General features: G+C 70.0%; 16 protein-coding genes and 2 pseudogenes. 9 read left to right on the top strand and 9 right to left on the bottom strand.

Annotated elements, in window-relative coordinates; translation table 11 throughout:
• Positions 1-6: 6 nt before the first annotated feature.
• Positions 7-561 (bottom strand): GNAT family N-acetyltransferase, encoded by a 555-nt coding sequence (locus ABT114_RS25000; protein WP_351145077.1) that lies wholly within the window; start codon positions 559-561, stop codon positions 7-9.
• Positions 562-682: 121 nt separating this feature from the next.
• Here ABT114_RS25000 and thpR point away from each other — a divergent pair, with 121 nt between their 5' ends.
• Positions 683-1267 carry an RNA 2',3'-cyclic phosphodiesterase gene (gene thpR / locus ABT114_RS24995; protein ID WP_351145076.1) on the top strand — a complete coding sequence of 195 codons (585 nt, stop codon included), beginning with the start codon at positions 683-685 and terminating at the stop codon, positions 1265-1267.
• Positions 1268-1556: 289 nt separating this feature from the next.
• On the opposite strand, the gene ABT114_RS24990 is transcribed toward thpR, so the two are convergent.
• From ABT114_RS24990 to ABT114_RS24980, 3 genes are all read right to left on the bottom strand, one after another.
• Positions 1557-2549 carry an aldo/keto reductase gene (locus tag ABT114_RS24990; protein ID WP_351145075.1) on the bottom strand — a complete coding sequence of 331 codons (993 nt, stop codon included), beginning with the start codon at positions 2547-2549 and terminating at the stop codon, positions 1557-1559.
• 84 nt (positions 2550-2633) lie between these two features.
• A complete protein-coding gene (locus tag ABT114_RS24985) occupies positions 2634-3293 on the bottom strand; it encodes a maltokinase N-terminal cap-like domain-containing protein (protein ID WP_351145284.1) in 660 nt (219 codons plus the stop codon).
• Positions 3294-3437: 144 nt separating this feature from the next.
• A complete protein-coding gene (locus tag ABT114_RS24980; RefSeq protein WP_351145074.1) occupies positions 3438-4382 on the bottom strand; it encodes a LysR family transcriptional regulator in 945 nt (314 codons plus the stop codon).
• An 80-nt stretch (positions 4383-4462) separates the two neighbouring features.
• On the opposite strand from ABT114_RS24980, the gene ABT114_RS24975 reads away from it, so the two are divergent.
• The gene (locus tag ABT114_RS24975) at positions 4463-5377 is read left to right on the top strand and encodes a serine/threonine dehydratase (protein WP_351145073.1); all 915 of its coding nucleotides are present in this window, start codon (positions 4463-4465) and stop codon (positions 5375-5377) included.
• A 36-nt stretch (positions 5378-5413) separates the two neighbouring features.
• On the opposite strand, the gene ABT114_RS24970 is transcribed toward ABT114_RS24975, so the two are convergent.
• Together ABT114_RS24970 and ABT114_RS24965 are read right to left on the bottom strand one after the other, a co-directional pair.
• The gene (locus ABT114_RS24970; protein WP_351145072.1) at positions 5414-6004 is read right to left on the bottom strand and encodes a Uma2 family endonuclease; all 591 of its coding nucleotides are present in this window, start codon (positions 6002-6004) and stop codon (positions 5414-5416) included.
• 98 nt (positions 6005-6102) lie between these two features.
• Positions 6103-6777, bottom strand: coding sequence for an SGNH/GDSL hydrolase family protein (locus ABT114_RS24965; protein WP_351145071.1), 675 nt, complete (start codon positions 6775-6777; stop codon positions 6103-6105).
• Positions 6778-6878: 101 nt separating this feature from the next.
• On the opposite strand from ABT114_RS24965, the gene ABT114_RS24960 reads away from it, so the two are divergent.
• Positions 6879-7868: a WD40 repeat domain-containing protein gene (locus tag ABT114_RS24960; protein WP_351145070.1), complete on the top strand. Its 990-nt coding sequence runs from the start codon at positions 6879-6881 to the stop codon at positions 7866-7868.
• A 125-nt stretch (positions 7869-7993) separates the two neighbouring features.
• Positions 7994-9499: a cellulase family glycosylhydrolase gene (locus tag ABT114_RS24955; RefSeq protein WP_351145069.1), complete on the top strand. Its 1506-nt coding sequence runs from the start codon at positions 7994-7996 to the stop codon at positions 9497-9499.
• 53 nt (positions 9500-9552) lie between these two features.
• Here the strand turns inward: ABT114_RS24955 and ABT114_RS24950 are convergent.
• Positions 9553-9660, bottom strand: a pseudogene (locus ABT114_RS24950) (phosphoserine transaminase); the annotation flags it as partial.
• 385 nt (positions 9661-10045) lie between these two features.
• On the opposite strand from ABT114_RS24950, the gene ABT114_RS24945 reads away from it, so the two are divergent.
• Positions 10046-11344, top strand: coding sequence for an ABC transporter permease (locus ABT114_RS24945; RefSeq protein WP_351145068.1), 1299 nt, complete (start codon positions 10046-10048; stop codon positions 11342-11344).
• Between the two features lie 107 nt (positions 11345-11451).
• Here the strand turns inward: ABT114_RS24945 and ABT114_RS24940 are convergent, their stop codons facing one another.
• Complete coding sequence (locus ABT114_RS24940; protein ID WP_351145067.1) at positions 11452-12117, bottom strand: nitroreductase; 666 nt, start codon at positions 12115-12117, stop codon at positions 11452-11454.
• Between the two features lie 513 nt (positions 12118-12630).
• Here ABT114_RS24940 and ABT114_RS24935 point away from each other — a divergent pair.
• The gene (locus tag ABT114_RS24935; protein ID WP_351145066.1) at positions 12631-13233 is read left to right on the top strand and encodes a TetR/AcrR family transcriptional regulator; all 603 of its coding nucleotides are present in this window, start codon (positions 12631-12633) and stop codon (positions 13231-13233) included.
• Positions 13234-13419: 186 nt separating this feature from the next.
• A pseudogene (locus ABT114_RS24930) lies at positions 13420-13542 on the top strand (hypothetical protein); the annotation flags it as partial.
• 59 nt (positions 13543-13601) lie between these two features.
• Here the strand turns inward: ABT114_RS24930 and serC are convergent.
• Positions 13602-14720, bottom strand: a complete 1119-nt coding sequence (serC, locus tag ABT114_RS24925; protein ID WP_351145065.1) for a phosphoserine transaminase — start codon at positions 14718-14720, stop codon at positions 13602-13604.
• Positions 14721-14862: 142 nt separating this feature from the next.
• Between serC and ABT114_RS24920 the strand changes: the two genes are divergently transcribed.
• Both ABT114_RS24920 and ABT114_RS24915 read left to right on the top strand, forming a co-directional pair.
• Entirely contained in the window at positions 14863-17865 is a 3003-nt protein-coding gene (locus tag ABT114_RS24920; protein ID WP_351145064.1) for an FAD-binding and (Fe-S)-binding domain-containing protein, read from the top strand.
• Positions 17866-17908: 43 nt separating this feature from the next.
• Complete coding sequence (locus ABT114_RS24915) at positions 17909-19042, top strand: lipid II:glycine glycyltransferase FemX (RefSeq protein WP_351145063.1); 1134 nt, start codon at positions 17909-17911, stop codon at positions 19040-19042.
• The last annotated feature ends 74 nt before the right edge of the window (positions 19043-19116 follow it).

Below are 19116 nucleotides of genomic sequence, written 5' to 3'. Positions count from 1 at the left end.
GGCGGTCTACACCCTCCGGGCCAGCACCTGCCCCGGCCACTGGTTCGTGGCGACGTAGGTCTCCGTGCGGATGAAGCCGTTGCTCTCGTAGTAGCCGACGAGCTTGCCGTCGTCGCCGGCGTAGCAGTCCACCCGCAGCAGGGAGACGCCGGCGCGCCTGGTCTCCTCGGCGGCATGTGCGAGCAGGGCGCTGCCCACGCCCTGGCCCTTGAAGCGGCGGTCGGAGGCGAGCCAGTGGATGTACCGCTCGGGCTCGCCGGGCGGCGGAAGGTGGGCGAGGTAGGCGCCCGGCGCGTCGGTCAGGGTGAGGGTGGCCGCCGGCACGCCGCCGACCTCGGCGATGTACGTGTCGCCCTCGTCCATGTACCGGGCGACCGACTCCACCGTCTTCTGGTGCTCCGACAGGGGCTTCGTCCCCCACTGGCCGGTGCGGCCCTGCGCCACCAGCCACTCCACGCAGCTGTCGAGCATGCCGAGTATCGCGGGGATGTCGTCGGGTCGGCCGTCTCTGATGCTGATGCCCGTGTCCGGGCCTGTTCCCATGTCGCTCCTGATCGCCATGGACCGATGATTGCGTTACGGGCCGCTCAAGTCAGCTGCTTCATGCGTTCCAGGGCGGACAACGTACGTCCGTCGTGCGGGCCGCTCGCCGGGTGATCCGTTCCCTGGAAGGGTGACGCCCATGAGACTCTTCGCCGCCGTGCTGCCCCCGGAGGGCGTCATCCGTGAGCTGGCTGCCGAAGTCGCCGCGTTGAAGAAGCTGCCCGGCGCGGAGGGGCTGCGCTGGACGGGCCGTCCCGGCTGGCACTTCACGCTCGCGTTCTACGGCGAGGTCGACGACGACCTCGTACCGGACCTGTCGGCCCGCCTGGAGCGCGCGGCCCACCGAATGTCCCCCTTCCCGCTGGCCCTGCGCGGCGGCGGGCAGTTCGGGCACGGACGGGCGCTGTGGACGGGCGCGGAGGGGGACCTGGAGTCGCTGCGGCTGCTGGCCGAACGCAGCGAGGCGGCGGCGCGCAAGGCGGGCGTACGGATGGGCGAGCACCGCCGCTACAAGGCCCACCTGACGGTGGCCCGCGGCAGGGAGGCGGTGGCGGTGCCGGTACGCCCGTACGTCGAGGCTCTCGCCCCCTTCACCAGCAGCACCTGGACGGTGACGGACCTGTGCCTGGTACGCAGCACCCTGCCGAGGTCGGGCGTGCCGGGCGAGCAGCCCCGGTACGAGGCGATCGGCCGCTGGCCGCTGGGGCCCGCCCGGTCTGCCTGAGCGAAGAGCCCGGGGGAGGGACGATGCTGCCTGCGAACCCGCGCGCCCGGTTCGCAGGTCCGCGCAGTGTGACACTTTTCGGGAATGTGTCACACTCGCCGACGGCACACCCCGGGCCTGGCGTCTCGGTACGGTCCGCCGGACAGGCCCTCGGCGCGGCCGGTTACGCTCGTACGCGTGGACCCGAAAACCCGGAACCGGATCATGGCCGGTGCGCTTGTGCTGATGTTCGTCGTCGTCGCCCTGGCGGCCGCGCTCGGCAGGTGAGCGCGGCGCGGCCGCCCGGTGGCTACCAGGCGAAGGCCTCCGGCGACGGCCCCGGCCCCGGGAAGATCTCGTCGAGACCGGCCAGCAGATCCTCGCTCAGCTCCAGCTCGACGGCACGCAGCGCCGACGCGAGCTGCTCGGCGGTGCGCGGGCCGACGATCGGGCCGGTCACGCCGGGCCGGGTGAGCAGCCAGGCCAGCGCGGCCTCGCCGGGCTCCACGCCGTGCTTGTCGAGCAGATCCTCGTACGCCTGGAGCTGCGCGCGCTGAGCGCTGTTGGCGAGCGCGTCGGCCGCGCGGCCGGAGGCACGCCGGCCGCCCTCGACCTCCTTCTTGATGACCCCGCCGAGCAGCCCGCCGTGCAGCGGCGACCAGGGGATGACCCCGAGGCCGTAGTCCTGCGCGGCCGGGATGACCTCCATCTCGGCGCGGCGCTCGGCGAGGTTGTACAGGCATTGCTCGCTGACGAGCCCGATGGTGCCGTGGCGCTTCGCCGCGATCTCGTTGGCCTGGGCGATCTTGTAGCCGGGGAAGTTGGAGGACCCGACGTAGAGGATCTTGCCCTGCTGCACCAGCACGTCGATGGCCTGCCAGATCTCCTCGAAGGGAGTGTGGCGGTCGATGTGGTGGAACTGGTAGACGTCGATGTAGTCGGTCTGCAGCCGCTTCAGGCTGGCGTCGACCGCCCGTCGGATGTTGAGCGCGGAGAGCTTGTCGTGGTTGGGCCAGGCGTCGCCGTCGGCGGCCATGTTGCCGTACACCTTGGTGGCGAGGACAACCTTGTCGCGCCGCTCACCGCCCTTGGCGAACCAGTTCCCGATGATCTCCTCGGTATGGCCCTTGTTCTCGCCCCAGCCGTACACGTTGGCCGTGTCGAAGAAGTTGATCCCCGCGTCCAGCGCCGCGTCCATGATCGCGTGGCTGTCCGCCTCGTTCGTCTGCGGTCCGAAGTTCATCGTGCCGAGGACCAGTCGGCTGACCTTGAGGCCTGTGCGTCCGAGCTGCGTGTACTTCATGAGCATCTAGCCAACGGCTTGGAGTGCGCTCGAAGCAAGGGCGACTGAGCTGGAGCGCGAGCTTGAATCCTGGCTCACTCCCGCTCAGTCCCTGGGAACGGTGGTGTACAGCGCGGCGAACACCGCTCGGGCGCGGGTGCCGTCCGGGGATTGCCAGGCGCCGGCGACGTGGCCTGTGGCCCCCTGGGGAGGAGTGTCGGGGGCGGTGGGTTGCAGGACTCGGTTGAGGCGGAGGGCCGCGCCGTCCGGGGCGGGCAACTCGGTGCCGTCCTGGTCGTCGGTGACCGTGACGGGCCAGGCGGGGGAGGGGAAGCCGCTGCCGGTGCAGGAGCGGGCGACCTCGTGGTCGGGAGTGTCCGTGATGCTCTGGGCCATGGCTTGGGCGCGGCCCTCGATCAGGGCCAGGAGCTCGGCGTACAGCACCGGGTCGTGGCAGCCGTCGTAGGCCCAGCGCGGTCCCAGCACGCCGTGCTCCATGGTGCCGACGAGGGCGTGTTCCGCGCCGGCGAGCGGGGCGCCGCGGTAGGTGAGGGGGACCAGATAGGCGGTGGGCTCGGGGCCGGACGTGTCGACGGCCACCATGAACTCGATGCCGACCTCACCCTCCGGGTCGTCCAGCCGGAACCCGCCGGCCTTGGTCAACTCCGGTGCGCCGTCGCCGACGTACCACGGGCGGGTGGGCAGCCAGGTGGTGAGGAGTTCCAGCTTGGTGGGCTTGAGGGTGGTGTGGTGGATGATCGCCATGCGACGGGATTCTGCCAGTCGGTTGCGGGGGAACGCGCGCGTGCCGTCCACCTCGGCGAGCAGCAGGGGCACTGGGACGACCTGCGGCCGCAGTCCGCCCCTGCGCCGGCTTCCTCGTCGGCGCATCGAGGACGCGGGCAACAGTCAGCCCTCGTAGGGCTTCCCTCCCTGTCTCATGGCTTCCGCGGCAGCGTGCAGGATGGTCGTGAGCTCCCGGACGAGTGCGGTCGGCCGGCGACGGTGCACGGTGCTGATCTCGCGGGCCGGGGTGAGCCCCCGAGGCGAGTGCACCGAGACCTCGGGTCGGCCGGCGGCAGCGAGCATGCTCTCGGGGACGAGCGCGACGCCCAGACCTGCGCCGACCAGCGCCAGGATGACGTGGTAGTCGGCGGACTCATAGGCGACGTGAGGCTCGATGCCGACTTGGTGAGCGAGTGTCTCCAGGCAGGTCCTGTTCGGAATGCCCGGTGCGCCCGAGATCCACGTCTCGTTGCCGAGCCGACCGAGGTCGATACCGCGACGTGCCGCGCCCTTGGCGAGCCGGTGGTCGGCAGGCAGCACCAGTCGTAGGGGGTCGTCCAGCAGCGGCTGCCGGTCGAGCCCTGGATGCGGCTTCGGTGCCACGCCGGGGTAGCGATGGGTGATGAGCACGTCGAGATCGCCTGACGTCACCAGTCCGTAACCTTCGGGTGGTTCGATGTCGACGAGCGACAACTCGGCGTTCGGATGGCGGAGTTGCAGCTCCGCCAGTGCCGTCGGCACCAGCGCCTGCGCCGCGGTGGCGAACGAGCCCAGCGCGAGACGCTGCGGCTTGACCCCCATCGCGGCGTCGACTGCCGCTCGTGCCTGCCGCAGTTCGCCGATCACACGCTCCGCGTGTTCCACCAGGACGGTGCCTACCGGCGTCAGTGTGACGCCGGTAGGGCGTCGCTCCAGCAGTCGGGTGCCGAGTTCCTTCTCCAGCTTGGAGACCTGCTGAGACAGAGCCGATGGCGTGAAGGCCAGACTGCGAGCAGCCTCGGCGATGGATTTGGCGTGTGCCACCTCGACCAGGACCAGGAGGCGGTTGACATCCAGCTCTCGCACCATGGGCCCATCGTAAGCATCACTAATGGCTGCTTATTGATCGTTGCTTGTGCTGATGGCTGTCCTTACGAAGCATGGACTCCATGAAGAGCCCCACCCACGTGGTCTCCGGCACCGACGTTCAGACAGCCGCCGACAGAATCCGTCCTCACGTTCGTCGTACTCCGCTGCTCGACCTGGAGATCGACAACCGCCGTGTCCTGCTGAAACTGGAGTACCTCCAGCGAAGCGGCTCGTTCAAACTGCGCGGCGCGCTCAACGCGATACTCTCCGGGTCACTGGACGATCACCTCGTCGCCGCGTCCGGCGGCAACCACGGCCTGGCTGTCGCAACCGCCGCTTCGCTGCTCGGCGTGGCCGCCACGATCCATGTGCCGGAGACGGTTCCGGAGGCGAAGGCCCGCCGCATCGAGGCCGCCGGTGCGCGGCTCGTCCGGTACGGCGCCACGTTCGCCGAGGCCGCCTCGGCGGCAGCGCAGGTCGCCGCGCGACCGGGGCATCGATTCCTCCACCCCTATGACGATCCGGCCGTCATCGCGGGCCAGGGAACCGTGGCTGCCGAGATCGTCGCCGACGCGCCCGAGGTCGATGTGATCGCCGCGGCTGTCGGCGGTGGCGGGTTGGCGGCCGGTACGGCACTCACGAGCGGCGAGCGCCGTGTCGTCGCAGTCGAACCGGAGCACTGCCGTTGCCTGCACGACGCGCTCGCTGCGGGCAGGCCAGTGGACTCCGCAGTGATCTCCGTCGCCGCTTCCGCGACCGGTGCGAGCCGGGTAGGCGGAATCCCTTTCGCCGTCCTCACCGCACACGACGTGTCGTCCGTGCTGGTCAGCGATGAGGAGATCGTGCATGCCCGCGACCGGCTCTGGGAGGAGTGCCGGATCGCAGCCGAACCGGCGGCGGCCGTCCCGTTCGCCGCGTGGCTGGCCGGCCGGGTTCCCGGGGACCTGCCGTGCCTGATCGTCTGTGGTGCGAACGCCGACTGGACTGCTGAGTGAGGAGGCGCTGGGCGGGGGGCGAGCCTCGGGCGTCGTTCAGTCGCGGGGGAACATGTCGGTGGCGAGCGTGAAGTCGAGGGGGGTGGCGGTCATGTCGACCACACCGCCGTAGGTGATGGAGAGGTCGCAGACGTAGTCGCCGTCCTTGGGCTGCGTGAACAGGTGGCACTTGCCCACGTAGGGGTCGGCGATGACGTAGACCGGGACCCCGGCCAGGGCGTAGGCGGTCTTCTTGGGCCCGTAGTCGTTCTTGGCCGTGTCCTTGGAGATGACCTCGGCGACGAATTCGACGTCCTCGTAGGCCCACCTGCCCTCGTCGTCCTTCTCGGCGCCGTCGCGCAGCTTGGCCACGTCCGGGCAGTAGCCGTTAAGGCAGCCGGGGAAGTCCATGCGGACGTCCGACAGCACCTTCGAACGCCTGCCGAACCGGTCCCTGAGCGCTTCGATGATCAGGAGAATGGTCTCCCAGTGCGCGCCCCGCTGCGGCGACATGTAGATGGCCCCCTCGACGATCTCGACCTTGTATCCCTCGGGGACGGGCATCTTCTCGAGCCGCTGGAACATCTCGTCGAGCTGGCGCGTGTTGTCGCTCTCGGCCATCGCGATCCTGTCTTCAAGGACGGTCATCGTGGCGCTCCTCCCCGGCTGCCGCACGGACGAGAGCAGCCGCGTAGTACAACGATACGCACGGTGACCAGGACACGCGGGCCCGGCGTCACCAGGGTTCAGCCGTCGTACTCCCCGCCCAGCCCCCACCCCTGATGCATCGCCTCCGCGAACGCCTCTGCGATCTTGTGCTCGCCGCTCGCATTGGGATGGGTGCCGTCGTAGGTGTCGAGGTTGATGTCGTACGACGGCGGGGGCGAGGCCAGCAGGAAGGGCGAGCGGGGCTCGTCGAGGTCGGCGACGGCCTTGGCCAGGAGTTCGTTGAAGGCGGTGACCTCGGCGGCGAAGTCGGGGTCCTCCAGTGCGCGGGAGTTCGGGATCACCGGCAGTGCGACCATCCGCACGCGCGGGTTGGCCGCCCGCGCCTCCTCGACGAACCGGCGCACGTTCTCCGCCGTCTGCTCCGCGTTCGTGTAGAAGCCCAGATCGATCAGGCCGAGGGCGACGAGAAGGACATCGGCGCGACAGGTACGCACCGCCTCCCCGATCAGCGGCGCCATATGCAGCCAGCCCTCGCCCCAGCCGGCCAGGTGGGAGCGCGGGAAGTCGGGGTCGGCGTACTCGTACGAGGTGGGCGCGTCCGTCGCCTTGTCGTACAGCGTCTCGCGCGGGCCGACGACGGCGAACGGGCGGCCGTACGACGTGCGCAGGTGCTGCCACATCCGGTAACGCCATGTGTGTTCGCCGGCGCTTCCGATCGTCTGGGAGTCGCCGACGGGCATGAACCTGAGCATCCGCTCATGATGGAGGATCAACGGACGATCGGCGGAACGAGCGGGGTGTGAGGCCTGCCACGCGCGCGTGCCGCACAGTCCGGGATGGCAGTCTTGGGGGCATGCGTCGACCGTTCGCCCTCCTCGCCGGGGCCCTGCTCGTGGGTGCGTTCACCGTGCCCGCCTCCGCCGCCGACGGTGACCAGGGGTTCACCATCCAGGACTCGCGCATCACCGAGTCCAGCGGGCTCGCAGCCTCCCACCTGCACCCCGGCATCTACTGGACGCACAACGACAGCGACGACGGGCCGTACATCTACGCCGTCGACAGCAGCACCGGGAAGACCGTCGCCCGCATCACCCTCAGCGGCATCGGCTCGCCCCGCGACGTCGAGGCCATCTCCATCGGCCCCGACAACCAGATCTACGTCGGCGACATCGGCGACAACCTCGGCGGCAAGTGGCCGTATGTGTGGATCTATCAGCTGTCCGAGCCGAAGAAGCTGGTCGACCAGACGATCAGGGCCACGCAGTACGTGGTGAAGTACTCGGACGGCGCCCGCAACGCCGAGTCGCTCGTCGTCGACCCGAAGACCGGCCGCGCGTACATCATCGACAAGAACGAGGACGGCGGGCATCTGTACGAGGGCCCGGCCACCCTCTCCGCCTCCGGCACCAACATCTTCAAGCCCGTCGCCACCGTCGATCTCTGGGCCACCGACGCCGCCTTCTCCCCGGACGGCGAACAGCTCGCCGTACGCGGCTACTTCGGGGGGATCGCCTACGACTGGAACGACGGGAAGATCAAGCGGCTGGGCCGCCTCGACGTGCCGTTGCAGCAGCAGGGGGAGTCCGTCAGTTACTCCGCCGACGGCACCAAGCTGATGTACGGCAGTGAAGGGGCCGACAGTTCCGTGAAGGCGGAGGACGCGCCCGAGGGGGGATCGGGCGGGAGCGGGTCCGGCTCCAAGTCGCCCTCCAGCAGTGGCGGTTCAGGGGATTCGACGGCGAGCGGCGGGTCCGGCGACAGCGGCTTCAAGGTCGGCGCCGTCGCCGTCGCCGTCATCTGCGCCGCACTGTTCGGCGTGCGACGGCTGGTGCGGCGGGACTGAGGTGACGTCGAAGTGACGTCGAGTGTCTTGACGGGTTCGTGCGAACTGACTTCCATGGGGGGTGCGGTGTTGTGGGAGCGCTCCCACACGTTCCGGGCCCGCGCCTCCCGAGAGGAAGCAGCGACATGTTCCGCAGCTTGCGAAGAGCGCTGTGTGCTGCCGCCGCGGCGCTCCTGATACCGCTGGCCGGCGTCCACACGGCGCATGCGGCCGAGGCGCCCGGAGCCGGTTACTGGCACACCAGCGGCCGGCAGATCCTGGACGCGGCCGGACAGCCCGTCCGGATCGCCGGCATCAACTGGTTCGGCTTCGAGACCGGCAACTACGTCGTCCACGGCCTCTGGTCGCGCGACTACAAGAGCATGATCGACCAGATGAAGTCGCTGGGCTACAACACCATCCGGCTCCCGTACAGCGACGACATCTTCAAGAGCACGACCGTCCCGAACAGCATCGACTTCAGCAGTGGCAAGAACGCGGACCTCCAGGGGCTCAGCTCGCTGGGCGTCCTGGACAAGATCGTGTCGTACGCCGGCCAGGACGGTCTGAAGGTCATCCTCGACCGGCACCGGCCGGACTCGGGCGGGCAGTCGGCCCTCTGGTACACGTCGGCCGTCCCGGAGTCGACCTGGATCGCCAACCTGAAGTCCCTGGCGGCCCGCTACGACGGCCAGGACACCGTCATCGGCATCGACCTGCACAACGAGCCGCACGACCCGGCCTGCTGGGGCTGCGGCGACACGGCGACGGACTGGCGGCTGGCGGCGCAGCGGGCGGGGAACGCCGTCCTCTCCGTCAACCCCGATCTGCTGATCTTCGTCGAGGGCGTGCAGACGTACAACGGCGTGTCCGGCTGGTGGGGCGGCAACCTGATGGGCGTCGCCCAGTACCCGGTGCAACTGGATGTCGCCAACCGGGTCGTGTACTCCGCCCACGACTACGCGACCAGCGTGGCCCAGCAGAGCTGGTTCAGCGATCCGTCGTTCCCCGACAACATGCCGGGCGTCTGGGACAAGTACTGGGGCTACATCTTCAAGCAGAACATCGCCCCGGTGTGGGTGGGGGAGTTCGGTACGACGCTCCAGTCGACGGTGGACCAGAAGTGGCTGGCCGCGCTGGTGAGCTACCTGCGGCCGACGTCGACGTACGGGGCTGATTCCTTCCACTGGACGTTCTGGTCCTGGAACCCCAACTCCGGTGACACGGGCGGAATCCTGAAGGACGACTGGGCGACGGTGGACACGGTGAAGGACGGGTATCTGGCGAGCATCAAGGCGCCGGGATTCCCCTCGACCGGGGCCGGCGGTGGCGACGACGGTGGCGGCAGTACGGCTTCCTGTTCCGCCGTCTACACCGTCAGCAGCGACTGGGGCAGCGGCTTCAACGCCCAGGTGTCGGTCACCAACACCGGTACGACTGCCCTCAAGTCCTGGCAGGTGACCTGGACGTGGTCCGGCTCCCAACAGATCACGAACATGTGGAACGCCACGTACGCCCAGACCGGAGCGACCGTCACAGCCTCCAACGCCGACCACAACGGAGCGGTGGCCGTGGACGGTTCGGCGAGCTTCGGGTTCGGGGGCGCGCCCGGGGGCGGGGGTGTGCCTGTGGTGAGTTGCGCGGCTGCGTGAGAACAGCGGGTGACGGGCGCCGTGCATCTACGATGTACGGCGTCGGATCCTGACATGGCGACGCGGAGCTGGTTGCGGCCGAGTTTGCGGTAGGGCTCGGTGTCGACGATGTCGTCCACGAAGTCGATCGTGCCGATGACCTGGGAGCGCTTGGCCGGGTCGGGCAGCGAACACGATCTGGGCGCGGAGGCGGGTGCCCGGACAGAGCAGGGTCTCCAACGGCTCGACACCGGCCCCAGTGCCCGCGCCGTGTCGGCGACTCCATCCGCGACCGTGGGAACGAGCATGGTCGGCGGGAGGATGTAGCCGGGCAGGACCCGGATCAGTGCAGCGGCGATCGCCTTGGCGGCCATGTCGTGAGGCAGGCCGCCGCACTTCTGGTGCTCTCGGACGACCGCGGCGAGGACAGAGCGCAGGTGCGCCGGCAAGTCGTTGAACTTCCTGGCCGGCGAGGGGTATCGCCGGGCTTCGGCCCGGGCCACCACCGGTGACCTGCGGCATCGGGCGCCTAAAAAGAAAAACGAATGTTCGTATTGACCTTTCTTGATGGCCCTAGCAGACTGGGGGGCGCAACAGAATGATCATTCGTTTTCGAGAGGTGTGAGCGTGAAGAACCCGTTGGCGGAAGTCCTGTCGTGGCGTCGGGCCGTCATCGTGACAGTGGCGTTGCCACTGGTGATCTCGCTGGCCGTGATGGCGTACGCGTGGCCCGCATCGCGCATCGCACCGCGTGATCTGCCAGTAGGGATCGTGGGCACGAGCACGGCCAGCCAGACTGCGATCGAAGCCCTGGCGCACAGCGAGCCGGGGGGATTCGACTTCCACCTTTACCCCGACGAGGCGTCGGCGCGCTCCGCGATCAAGGACAGGGAGGTCTACGGCGCCTTCGTCGTCACCCCTGGGAGCCTCACCGTGCTGGAGGCCACCGCCGCCAGCGCGTCCGTGGCCCAGTTGCTCGGTACGTCCGGCCAGCAACTCGCCGCCCATGCAACTCAGTTGGCGGCCGAGAGTGCCGCGCAGTCGGCCCACGGCAGGTCCGCCAGGCCCAAAGCCGGGAAGCAGGTCTCCGATTCGTCCGTCAAGGTCAGTGTGAGGACGGTGGATGTCGTCCCGACCTCTGCAGACGATCCCCGGGGGGTGGTGTTCAGCTCGGCGCTTCTCCCGCTCACCATGTGCAGCATTCTGATCGCATCGTTCATCTCGATGTCGAGTGCCCGGATGCCGGGCTGGCGTCGGCTCGTCGGCCTGGTCGTTGCGTGCGCCGCTACTGGCTTCAGTGCCTATCTGGCTGCCCAGGGCATCCTCGGTGCACTGCCGCACCAGCATGTGGCCACCTGGGCGGCCCTGTCCCTCACCATGCTCGCCATCAGCGCGACCAGCGCCGGCCTGATCACGCTCATCGGCCCCGCGGGGCTCGGGGTCAGCGCCGCGCTCATGGTCTTCGTGGGGAACCCGTTCTCCGGCAGCACGTCCGCACCGGAACTGTTGCCCAAGGCGGTGGACGAAATCGGCCAGTGGCTGCCTCCGGGCGCCGGCGCGAATCTCCTGCGCGGCACGGCCTACTTCAACGGCAACGGCTCCGGAGGCCACATCGCCGTTCTCGTCCTGTGGAGCGTGCTCGGGCTGGCGGCCGTCACCCTCGGTCGCCGGACGCCTACCGTTGCGGACGGCTCGTCCGCGGAAGCCCCCTACAGGGCCGACGGTACGGGTGGGGAAAGCCCGGCCGCGAGCGAAACCGCGACGCTCTTCCGGCGGTCGACCCCTGACGGATACTCCGAGTCGCTTTCACCGGCACTGGAAAAGAACCACCCGCACTCGCACGCCCGGCACGCGGCCAGCCACTGAGGCAGACCGCGACGGGAACCTGTCGGCTTCAACCGAGGTTGCAGGGGGTTCGGGACTGTTGCCCGTTGACAGCGACTGAGCGCGTAGGAACGGTGTGTCGCGGCTGGCTAATCCTCGACGAACGTGACCGTCTCGTAGAGCGGCGCCCGGCCCGTACGGGGGTAACCGACCGCGACGTCCTCGTACCCGATCGACATGCCACAGAAGAGGATGAGGTCGTCCGGGGGTGACAGGACCTCCGCGACGGTCTTGCGATACACGGACCACGCCATCTGCGGGCAACTGTGCAGCCCTTCGGCGCGGAGCAGCAGCATCACGGTCTGCAGATACATGCCGACGTCGGACCATTGGGGCCGGCCCATGTCGCGGTCGATGTAGCAGAACAGGGCGGCAGGCGCGCCGAAACAGTCCCAGTTCGCGGAAGCGGCCCTCTGGCGCGCCTCCCAATCCTCGCGCGCAATACCGAGTGCGCTGTAGCGCTCCCGGCCGAAGGCGGATCGGCGCTCGCCGTAGGGGGACTTCAGCGCAGGCGGGTACATCTCGTACTCCCGCTCGTCCCAGGGGTCGGCTGCGGCCACGCGCTCGCCGGCGCGCCTCTTGAGCTCGGCCAGTGGCCGGCCGGTCAACACGTACGCATGCCACGGCTGGAGGTTCGATCCGGACGGCGCCCAAGCCGCGGCGGACAGTACGCGCTCCAGCACCTCCTTCGGGACATGCTGGTCGGTGAATCCGCGCACCGCCCGTCGGCTCGTGACCGCCTCGTAGACGTCCAAGATCGTCCACCTCCCTATCAATTGGACTTTCAGCCCAATTGATAGTAATAGCCCGGAAAGTGTCGCAGGGCGTCACCGCCCTGTGGCCAACAGTCGCACCTGGACGGGCCCCGCCTGGGTGACTACGCGGTGGGCACCTTACTCGGAAAGCCCTGTCAGCCCCGTCAGTCCAGCGGCAGCGGCAGCGGCGCGGGCAGCGCCATGCGCCAGTGGTCGACCGTTGCGACCTCCGCGGCCAGGTCCGCCGCCGCGTCGCAGGCCAGGAAGCCGGGGACGAGCTGGTCCGTCCCCTCGACTCGCCCCGTAGCACGCCGGTCGCGGCCGCATACCTGCGGCGAAAGCCATCCACGCTCTCAGCGCCGGTGTCAGGCATCTCGGCAGCCGAGACGCATACGGATGGGCTCCGGCGGCGGCCGCCGATCCAGCGCACACCACAAGCCGAAAACGACCAGCGTACACCGTCAGCGTGCTAAATTAACACGAAGATTCGTTTTTTAATGCAGGGGTGGATCGATGCCGAAGGTCACGCAAGAGTACATGGAGGCCCGCCGTAAGCAGATCTTGGACGCAGCTCGCCGCTGCTTCCTGCGGGACGGATTCCATTCGACGTCCATGCAGGACCTGTTCGCAGAGGCCGACCTCTCGGCGGGGGCGGTGTACCGGCACTTCGCCAGCAAAGACGAGATGATCACGGCGATCGCCGAGGAGAACATGCGCGAGGTCCTGACGATGGTCCATAGCGTCGCCGAGCACCGGCCCAACAGTTCCGTCGGGGAAATGATGGCCGATGTCCTCGATCTCGTGAAGGCTAAAACTCTCGAGCAGGACATCGCCGGGCTGGCCGTGCTGGCCTGGTCCGAGTCCCTGCGAAACCCTTCCCTGGCCGCACAGTTCAACATCTTGTTTGCCCAGATGCGCTCCGACCTCGCCGAGGTCGTCCGAGAGCACCAGAAGAGCGGCACCCTCCCGCGCGAGGCATCTCCCGAGGCGATCGCCGGCGCTCTCATCTGTACCCTGCCCGGCTACATTCTCCAGTTGGCCATGGGCGACTTCGACGGCCTGGAGGGAGTTCCCGACGCCGTGCGAGCGCTCTGGCCCGAGTCGGCCGCGTCCTGAAACTGGATGTGCGCCGCTGCTGGGCCGGCAGAGCGGTGTTCCCCGTGGGATTCGTGCCCACCGCATCCATCACGGCTACAAGGCACAGAACGCACGTCGCGGCGCCCGCAGCGTACTCCTGTGGTCTTCCCTGGGTCTGACGGAGTCGGGTCGCTGGAGAATTGACCGTTCCAGCAGAGCTGGGGGACCGTGACCGCCGTCAACGCCGCTCACAACGGCGCGATCGCGGCGGGCGGTTCGGCGAGCTTCGGGTTCGGGGGCGCGCCCGGGGGCGGGGGTGTGCCGAGTGTGAGCTGCACGGCGACGTGAGACGCGACGAAGGGCGCCCGGTTCGTCGCCGGGCGCCCCTCGTCGTCGTACGGGAACTGCTACAGCTTCTCGATCACGTAGTCGATGCACTTCGTCAGCGCGTCGACGTCCGCCGGGTCGATCGCGGGGAACATGGCGACGCGGAGCTGGTTGCGGCCGAGCTTGCGGTAGGGCTCGGTGTCGACGATGCCGTTGGCGCGCAGGACCTTGGCGATGGCGGCGGCGTCGATGTCGTCCACGAAGTCGATCGTGCCGATGACCTGGGAGCGCTTGGCCGGGTCGGCGACGAAGGGGTTCGCGTACTTGATGTCCTCGGCCCAGCCGTACAGCGTGCGCGCGGAGGTGGCCGTACGGCGGACCGACCAGTCCAGGCCGCCCTGGCCGTTGATCCACTCCAGCTGCTGGTTGAGCAGGAAGAGGGTGGCGAGGGCCGGGGTGTTGTACGTCTGGTTCTTGCGGGAGTTGTCGATCGCCGTGGGGAGGCTGAAGAACTCCGGGATGTGGCGGCCGGACGCGTGGATGCGCTCGGCGCGCTCGATGGCGGCCGGGGAGAAGACGCCGATCCACAGTCCGCCGTCGGAGGCGAAGGACTTCTGCGGGGCGAAGTAGTAGACGTCGGTCTCGGCGATGTCGACCGGGAGGCCGCCGGCGCCGGAGGTGGCGTCCACGAGGACGAGGGAGCCCTCGTCGGCGCCCTGCACGCGCTTGATGGGGGCGGCGACACCGGTGGAGGTCTCGTTGTGCGTGAACGCGTAGACGTCGACGCCGGCCTCCGCCTCGGGCTCGGGGTGCGTGCCCGGGTCGGAGGAGAGCAGGGTCGGCTCGGCCAGCCAGGGGGCCAGCTTGGCGGCCTTGGCGAACTTGGAGCTGAACTCACCGAAGGTGAGGTGCTGCGACTTGTTCTCGATCAGGCCGTGGGTCGCGATGTCCCAGAAGGCGGTGGAGCCGCCGTTGCCGAGGACGACCTCGTAGCCCTCGGGGAGCTGGAACAGCTCGGAGATGCCCTCGCGGACCTGGCCGACCAGGTTCTTGACCGGGGCCTGGCGGTGGGAGGTGCCGAGCAGGGACGTACCGGTGGCGGCCAGGGCGTCCAGCGCCTCCACCCGCACCTTGGAGGGACCCGCGCCGAATCGACCGTCCGCGGGTTTGATGTCAGCAGGAATCTGGATCTCAGCCACGAGGCGGAGGGTATCCCTTCGGTGAAACCGGACGGAAACGTGTCCGTTCGATGAGACGACTTCTCCGGCTTTTGGACCTGTGGGGATCTACGAAGCTGGGCCCTTGACCGTCACTGTCAGTGGTCGCGTGCATCCTGGATGCATGACGGATGTCGCTGCTCACGAAGTGCAGGTGGCTCATGCGGCTCGCGAAGCCCACGAAGCCCGCGAAGCTCTCGCGGCGGAGCTGCGCGGGGTCGTCCGGGGGGAGGTCGGGTTCGATGTCACCTCCCGGGCGCTGGTGACCATGGACGCGTCCAACTACCGGCGTGTCCCGCTCGGGGTGGTGGCTCCGCGGGACGCCGACGACGTGGCGGCGGTGCTGGCGGTGTGCCGGGCGCGCGGGGTGCCGGTGGTGGCGCGGGGCGGGGGGACGTCGATCGCGGGGCAGGCGACGGGGACGGGGGTGGTGCTGGACTTCACCCGGCACATGAACCGGCTCGTCTCGCTGGACCCGGACGCGCGCACGGCCGTCGTGCAGCCGGGGCTCGTCCTCGACCGTCTCCAGGAGGCTGCCGCGCCGCACGGGCTGCGTTTCGGCCCCGACCCGTCCACCCACAGCCGGTGCACGCTCGGCGGGATGATCGGCAACAACTCCTGCGGCTCGCACTCGGTGGCCTGGGGGACGACTGCGGACAGCGTGCGCGAGCTGGACGTGGTCACCGCGCGCGGGGAGCGGTTGCGGCTGGGGCAGGGGTGGGCGGGGGCGCCGGAGGGCCTGCGGGCGCTGGTGGAGGGCGAGTTGGCGCGGCTGCGCACCGGCTTCCCCGAGCTGCCCCGCCGTATCTCCGGGTACGCCCTGGACGCGCTGCTGCCGGAGAAGGGCGCCGATGTCGCCCGCTCCTTCTGCGGTTCGGAGGGCACGCTGGGCGTGCTGACGGAGGCGGTCGTACGGCTCGTCGAGGCGCCACGCGCGCGTGCGCTCGCCGTGCTGGGGTACGTCGACGAGGGCGCCGCCGCCGAGGCCGCCGCCGGGCTGCTGCCGCTCCGGCCGCTGACGGTGGAGGGAATGGCGGCCGACCTGGTGTCGACCGCGGCCGACCTGCCCCGGGGCGGTGCCTGGCTGTTCGTGGAGACGGGCGGGGAGACGGCGGCGGAGGCACGCGCGCGTGCGGAGGCGGTCGTGCGGGCGGCCGACGTCCTCGACTCGCTGGTGGTGACGGACCCGGCGGGACAGCGTGCGCTGTGGCGCGTCCGGGAGGACGCGAGCGGTACGGCGACCCGGATGCCGGACGGCTCCGAGGCCTGGCCCGGCTGGGAGGACTGCGCGGTGCCGCCCGCCCGGCTCGGCGCGTATCTGCGGGACTTCCGGGGGCTGCTGTCCGCCCACGGCCTGCGCGGCACGCCGTATGGGCACTTCGGGGACGGCTGCATCCACGTCCGCATCGACTTCGACCTGCTGACGGAGCAGGGCGTGGGCCGCTTCCGCCGCTTCTCCGAAGAACTCGCCGAGCTGGTCGTGGCGCACGGCGGCTCGCTGTCGGGCGAGCACGGGGACGGGCAGGCGCGCGCGGAACTGCTGCCGAAGATGTACGGCGCGGAGATGGTGGCGCTCTTCGAGCGAGCCAAGGCGGTGTGGGACCCGGACGACCTGCTCAACCCTGGGATGCTGGTCCGGCCCGCGCCCCTGGACGCGAACCTCCGATTCTCCGTCCTGCCGCGCACGCCTGTGGACGTGGCCTTCGGCTATCCGGCGGACGGCGGCGACTTCTCGGCGGCGGTGCGCCGCTGCGTCGGGGTCGCGAAATGCCGTACGACCCAGACGTCCGGCTCCGCCGTGATGTGCCCGTCCTTCCGGGCGACGGGCGAAGAGGCGCACTCCACGCGCGGACGCGCCCGCCTGCTGCACGAGATGCTGGCCGGCGAGCTGGTGACGGACGGCTGGCGGTCACCGGAGGTCAGGGACGCGCTGGACCTGTGCCTGTCCTGCAAGGGGTGCCGCTCCGACTGCCCGGTCGAGGTCGACATGGCCACGTACAAGGCGGAGTTCCTGCACCACCACTACGCCGGGCGCCGCCGCCCCGCCGCCCACTACACGATGGGCTGGCTGCCGGTGTGGCTGCGCTGGGCGTCCCGTACGCGCGCGGTGAGGGTGGTGAACGCCCTCGCCTCCGTACGGCCGCTGGCGTGGACGGCGAAGCGGCTGGGCGGGATCGCGCCGGAGCGGGAGATCCCGCGGCTGGCACCGCAGACGTTCAGCCGGTGGTGGCGTTCGATGACGGGGGCGGTGGAGGAGGCGAAGGGGGCGACGGAGCGTACCGGCGACCTGGTCGTCCTGTGGCCGGACACGTTCACCGAGTACCTCTCGCCCGCCGTGGGGCAGGCGGCCGTCCGGGTGCTGGAGGCGGCCGGGCTGCGGGTGGCGCTGCCGCCGACGCTGCGGATGCGCGGGCGGCCGGTCGGGGACGGCCGGTCGAAGTCCGCGGCCGCGCTGCTGACCGCCCGCCGCGGCCGCGTCTGCTGCGGCCTGACGTACCTCTCCACGGGCCAGCTCGACCGCGCCCGCACCGTGCTCCGCCGCACCCTCGACCTCATGGCCCCGGTCCTGGAGACCGCCGCACCGGTCGTCGTCCTGGAACCGAGCTGTGCGGCGGCCCTCCGCACCGACCTGCCCGAGCTGCTGCACGACGACCCGCGCGCGGCCCGCCTCGCCGCCCGCGTCCTGACCTTCGCGGAGGCCCTCGAACGCCACGCCCCCGACTGGACTCCACCCCGCGTGGACCGCCCGGCCGTCGGCCAGACCCACTGCCACCAGCACGCGATCCTCGGCGACGCCCCGGACCGCCGCCTGCGCACGGCGGCCGGACTGACCGGCGACCTCAGCGGCGGCTGCTGCGGCCTCGCCGGGAACTTCGGCTTCGAGAGAGGGCATTACGAGGTGTCGACGGCCTGCGCGGAGGACCAGCTCCTGCCGTCGGTGCGCGATGCGGAGCCCGGGACGGTGGTCCTGGCGGACGGGTTCTCCTGCCGGACACAGCTGGAGCAGCTGGCGGGGGTGCGGGGGAGGCATCTGGCAGAGGTGTTGGCAGAGGCCTTGGCGGAGGTGTCGGCGGAGGGGCCGGCCGACCGCGTGGTGCGGGACGGAGGGAGCCAGGAGCCCTCCTAGGGTGGCTGATCGGCCATCAGAACCGCACAAGGGAGCCCCGCGCATGACCTTCCGCGTCCAGCCCATCACCCGCGCCGAGCACCTGGCGTTCGTCGCGGCCCGCCCGTCCGTCAGCCACATGCAGCTTCCCTCCTGGGGCGACGTGAAGCCGGACTGGCGGGCGGAGAGTCTGGGCTGGTTCGACGAGAGCGAGGGCGAGGGCGGGCGGCTCGTCGGGGCGGGGCTCGTGCTGCTGCGGCCGCTGCCGAAGCTGAAGCGGTACCTCGCGTATCTGCCGGAGGGGCCGGTGATCGACTGGCACGCGCCCGACCTGGAGCGATGGCTGGAGCCGATGCTCGCCCAGCTGAAGGCGCGGGGCGCGTTCTCGGTCAAGATGGGCCCGCCCGTCGTCGTACGCCGCTGGAGCGCGGACGCGGTGAAGGCGGCGATCGCGGATCCGGGTGCGCGGCGGCTGCGGGACGCGGAGCCGACGTCGGACGAACCGCGCGCCTTCGACGTCGCGGACCGGCTGCGCCGCATGGGCTGGCGGCAGACCGAACCCGGCGGCGAGGACGGCTTCGCCGCCGGCCAGCCCCGGTACGTCTTCCAGGTGCCGTTCGCCGGACGGTCGCTGGACGACATCCACGGCGGCCTCAACCAGCAGTGGCGGCGCAACATCAAGAAGGCGGAGAAAGCCGGCGTGAAGGTCGTACGCGGCGGACACGAGGACCTGCCGGCGTTCTACGAGCTGTACACCGAGACCGCCGAGCGCGACCGCTTCATCCCGCGCCCGCTGTCCTACTTCCAGCGCATGTGGACCGCGCTCACCGCCGAGGACCCCGACCGCATGCGGCTCTACCTCGCCCATCGCGACGGCGAGGTGCTCGCCGCGGCCACCATGCTGACCGTCGGCGACCACGTCTGGTACTCCTACGGCGCCTCCACCGGCCGCAGACGCGAGGTCCAGCCCAACAACGCCATGCAGTGGCGCATGATGACCGACGCCCACCAACTGGGTGCCGCGGTCTACGACTTTCGGGGTATCACCGACACGCTGGAGGACTCCAACCACCTGCTCGGCCTGCTCCGCTTCAAGGTGGGCACCGGCGGGCAGGCCGTCGAGTACCTCGGCGAGTGGGACTTCCCGCTCAACAAGCTCCTGCACAGGGCGCTGGGCGTTTACATGGCCCGTCGATAGCTGGCCCACCCAACTCCCAGGTTCTCCAAGGGAATTCACAGCGCCCCTTTGCCTTTTCATGCGCTCCGTCGGAT

This window comes from Streptomyces sp. NPDC002088 (assembly GCF_040296605.1).
GTDB lineage: Bacteria > Actinomycetota > Actinomycetes > Streptomycetales > Streptomycetaceae > Streptomyces.
Note: the sequence above shows the minus strand (reverse complement) of the source record. Positions and strands in the feature narration are given on the sequence as shown.

Excerpts from the sequence above, each read along its gene's own strand:
- ABT114_RS24960 (WP_351145070.1), top strand. The coding sequence starts at position 6,879 with ATGCGTCGACCGTTCGCCCTCCTCGCCGGGGCCCTGCTCGTGGGTGCG.
- ABT114_RS24945 (WP_351145068.1), top strand. The coding sequence starts at position 10,046 with ATGGCCCTAGCAGACTGGGGGGCGCAACAGAATGATCATTCGTTTTCG.
- thpR (WP_351145076.1), top strand. The coding sequence starts at position 683 with ATGAGACTCTTCGCCGCCGTGCTGCCCCCGGAGGGCGTCATCCGTGAG.
- ABT114_RS24975 (WP_351145073.1), top strand. The coding sequence starts at position 4,463 with ATGAAGAGCCCCACCCACGTGGTCTCCGGCACCGACGTTCAGACAGCC.
- ABT114_RS24935 (WP_351145066.1), top strand. The coding sequence starts at position 12,631 with ATGCCGAAGGTCACGCAAGAGTACATGGAGGCCCGCCGTAAGCAGATC.
- ABT114_RS24915 (WP_351145063.1), top strand. The coding sequence starts at position 17,909 with ATGACCTTCCGCGTCCAGCCCATCACCCGCGCCGAGCACCTGGCGTTC.
- ABT114_RS24965 (WP_351145071.1), bottom strand. The coding sequence starts at position 6,777 with ATGCTCAGGTTCATGCCCGTCGGCGACTCCCAGACGATCGGAAGCGCC.
- ABT114_RS24980 (WP_351145074.1), bottom strand. The coding sequence starts at position 4,382 with ATGGTGCGAGAGCTGGATGTCAACCGCCTCCTGGTCCTGGTCGAGGTG.
- ABT114_RS24955 (WP_351145069.1), top strand. The coding sequence starts at position 7,994 with ATGTTCCGCAGCTTGCGAAGAGCGCTGTGTGCTGCCGCCGCGGCGCTC.
- ABT114_RS25000 (WP_351145077.1), bottom strand. The coding sequence starts at position 561 with ATGGCGATCAGGAGCGACATGGGAACAGGCCCGGACACGGGCATCAGC.
- ABT114_RS24985 (WP_351145284.1), bottom strand. The coding sequence starts at position 3,293 with ATGGCGATCATCCACCACACCACCCTCAAGCCCACCAAGCTGGAACTC.
- ABT114_RS24970 (WP_351145072.1), bottom strand. The coding sequence starts at position 6,004 with ATGACCGTCCTTGAAGACAGGATCGCGATGGCCGAGAGCGACAACACG.
- ABT114_RS24990 (WP_351145075.1), bottom strand. The coding sequence starts at position 2,549 with ATGAAGTACACGCAGCTCGGACGCACAGGCCTCAAGGTCAGCCGACTG.
- ABT114_RS24920 (WP_351145064.1), top strand. The coding sequence starts at position 14,863 with ATGACGGATGTCGCTGCTCACGAAGTGCAGGTGGCTCATGCGGCTCGC.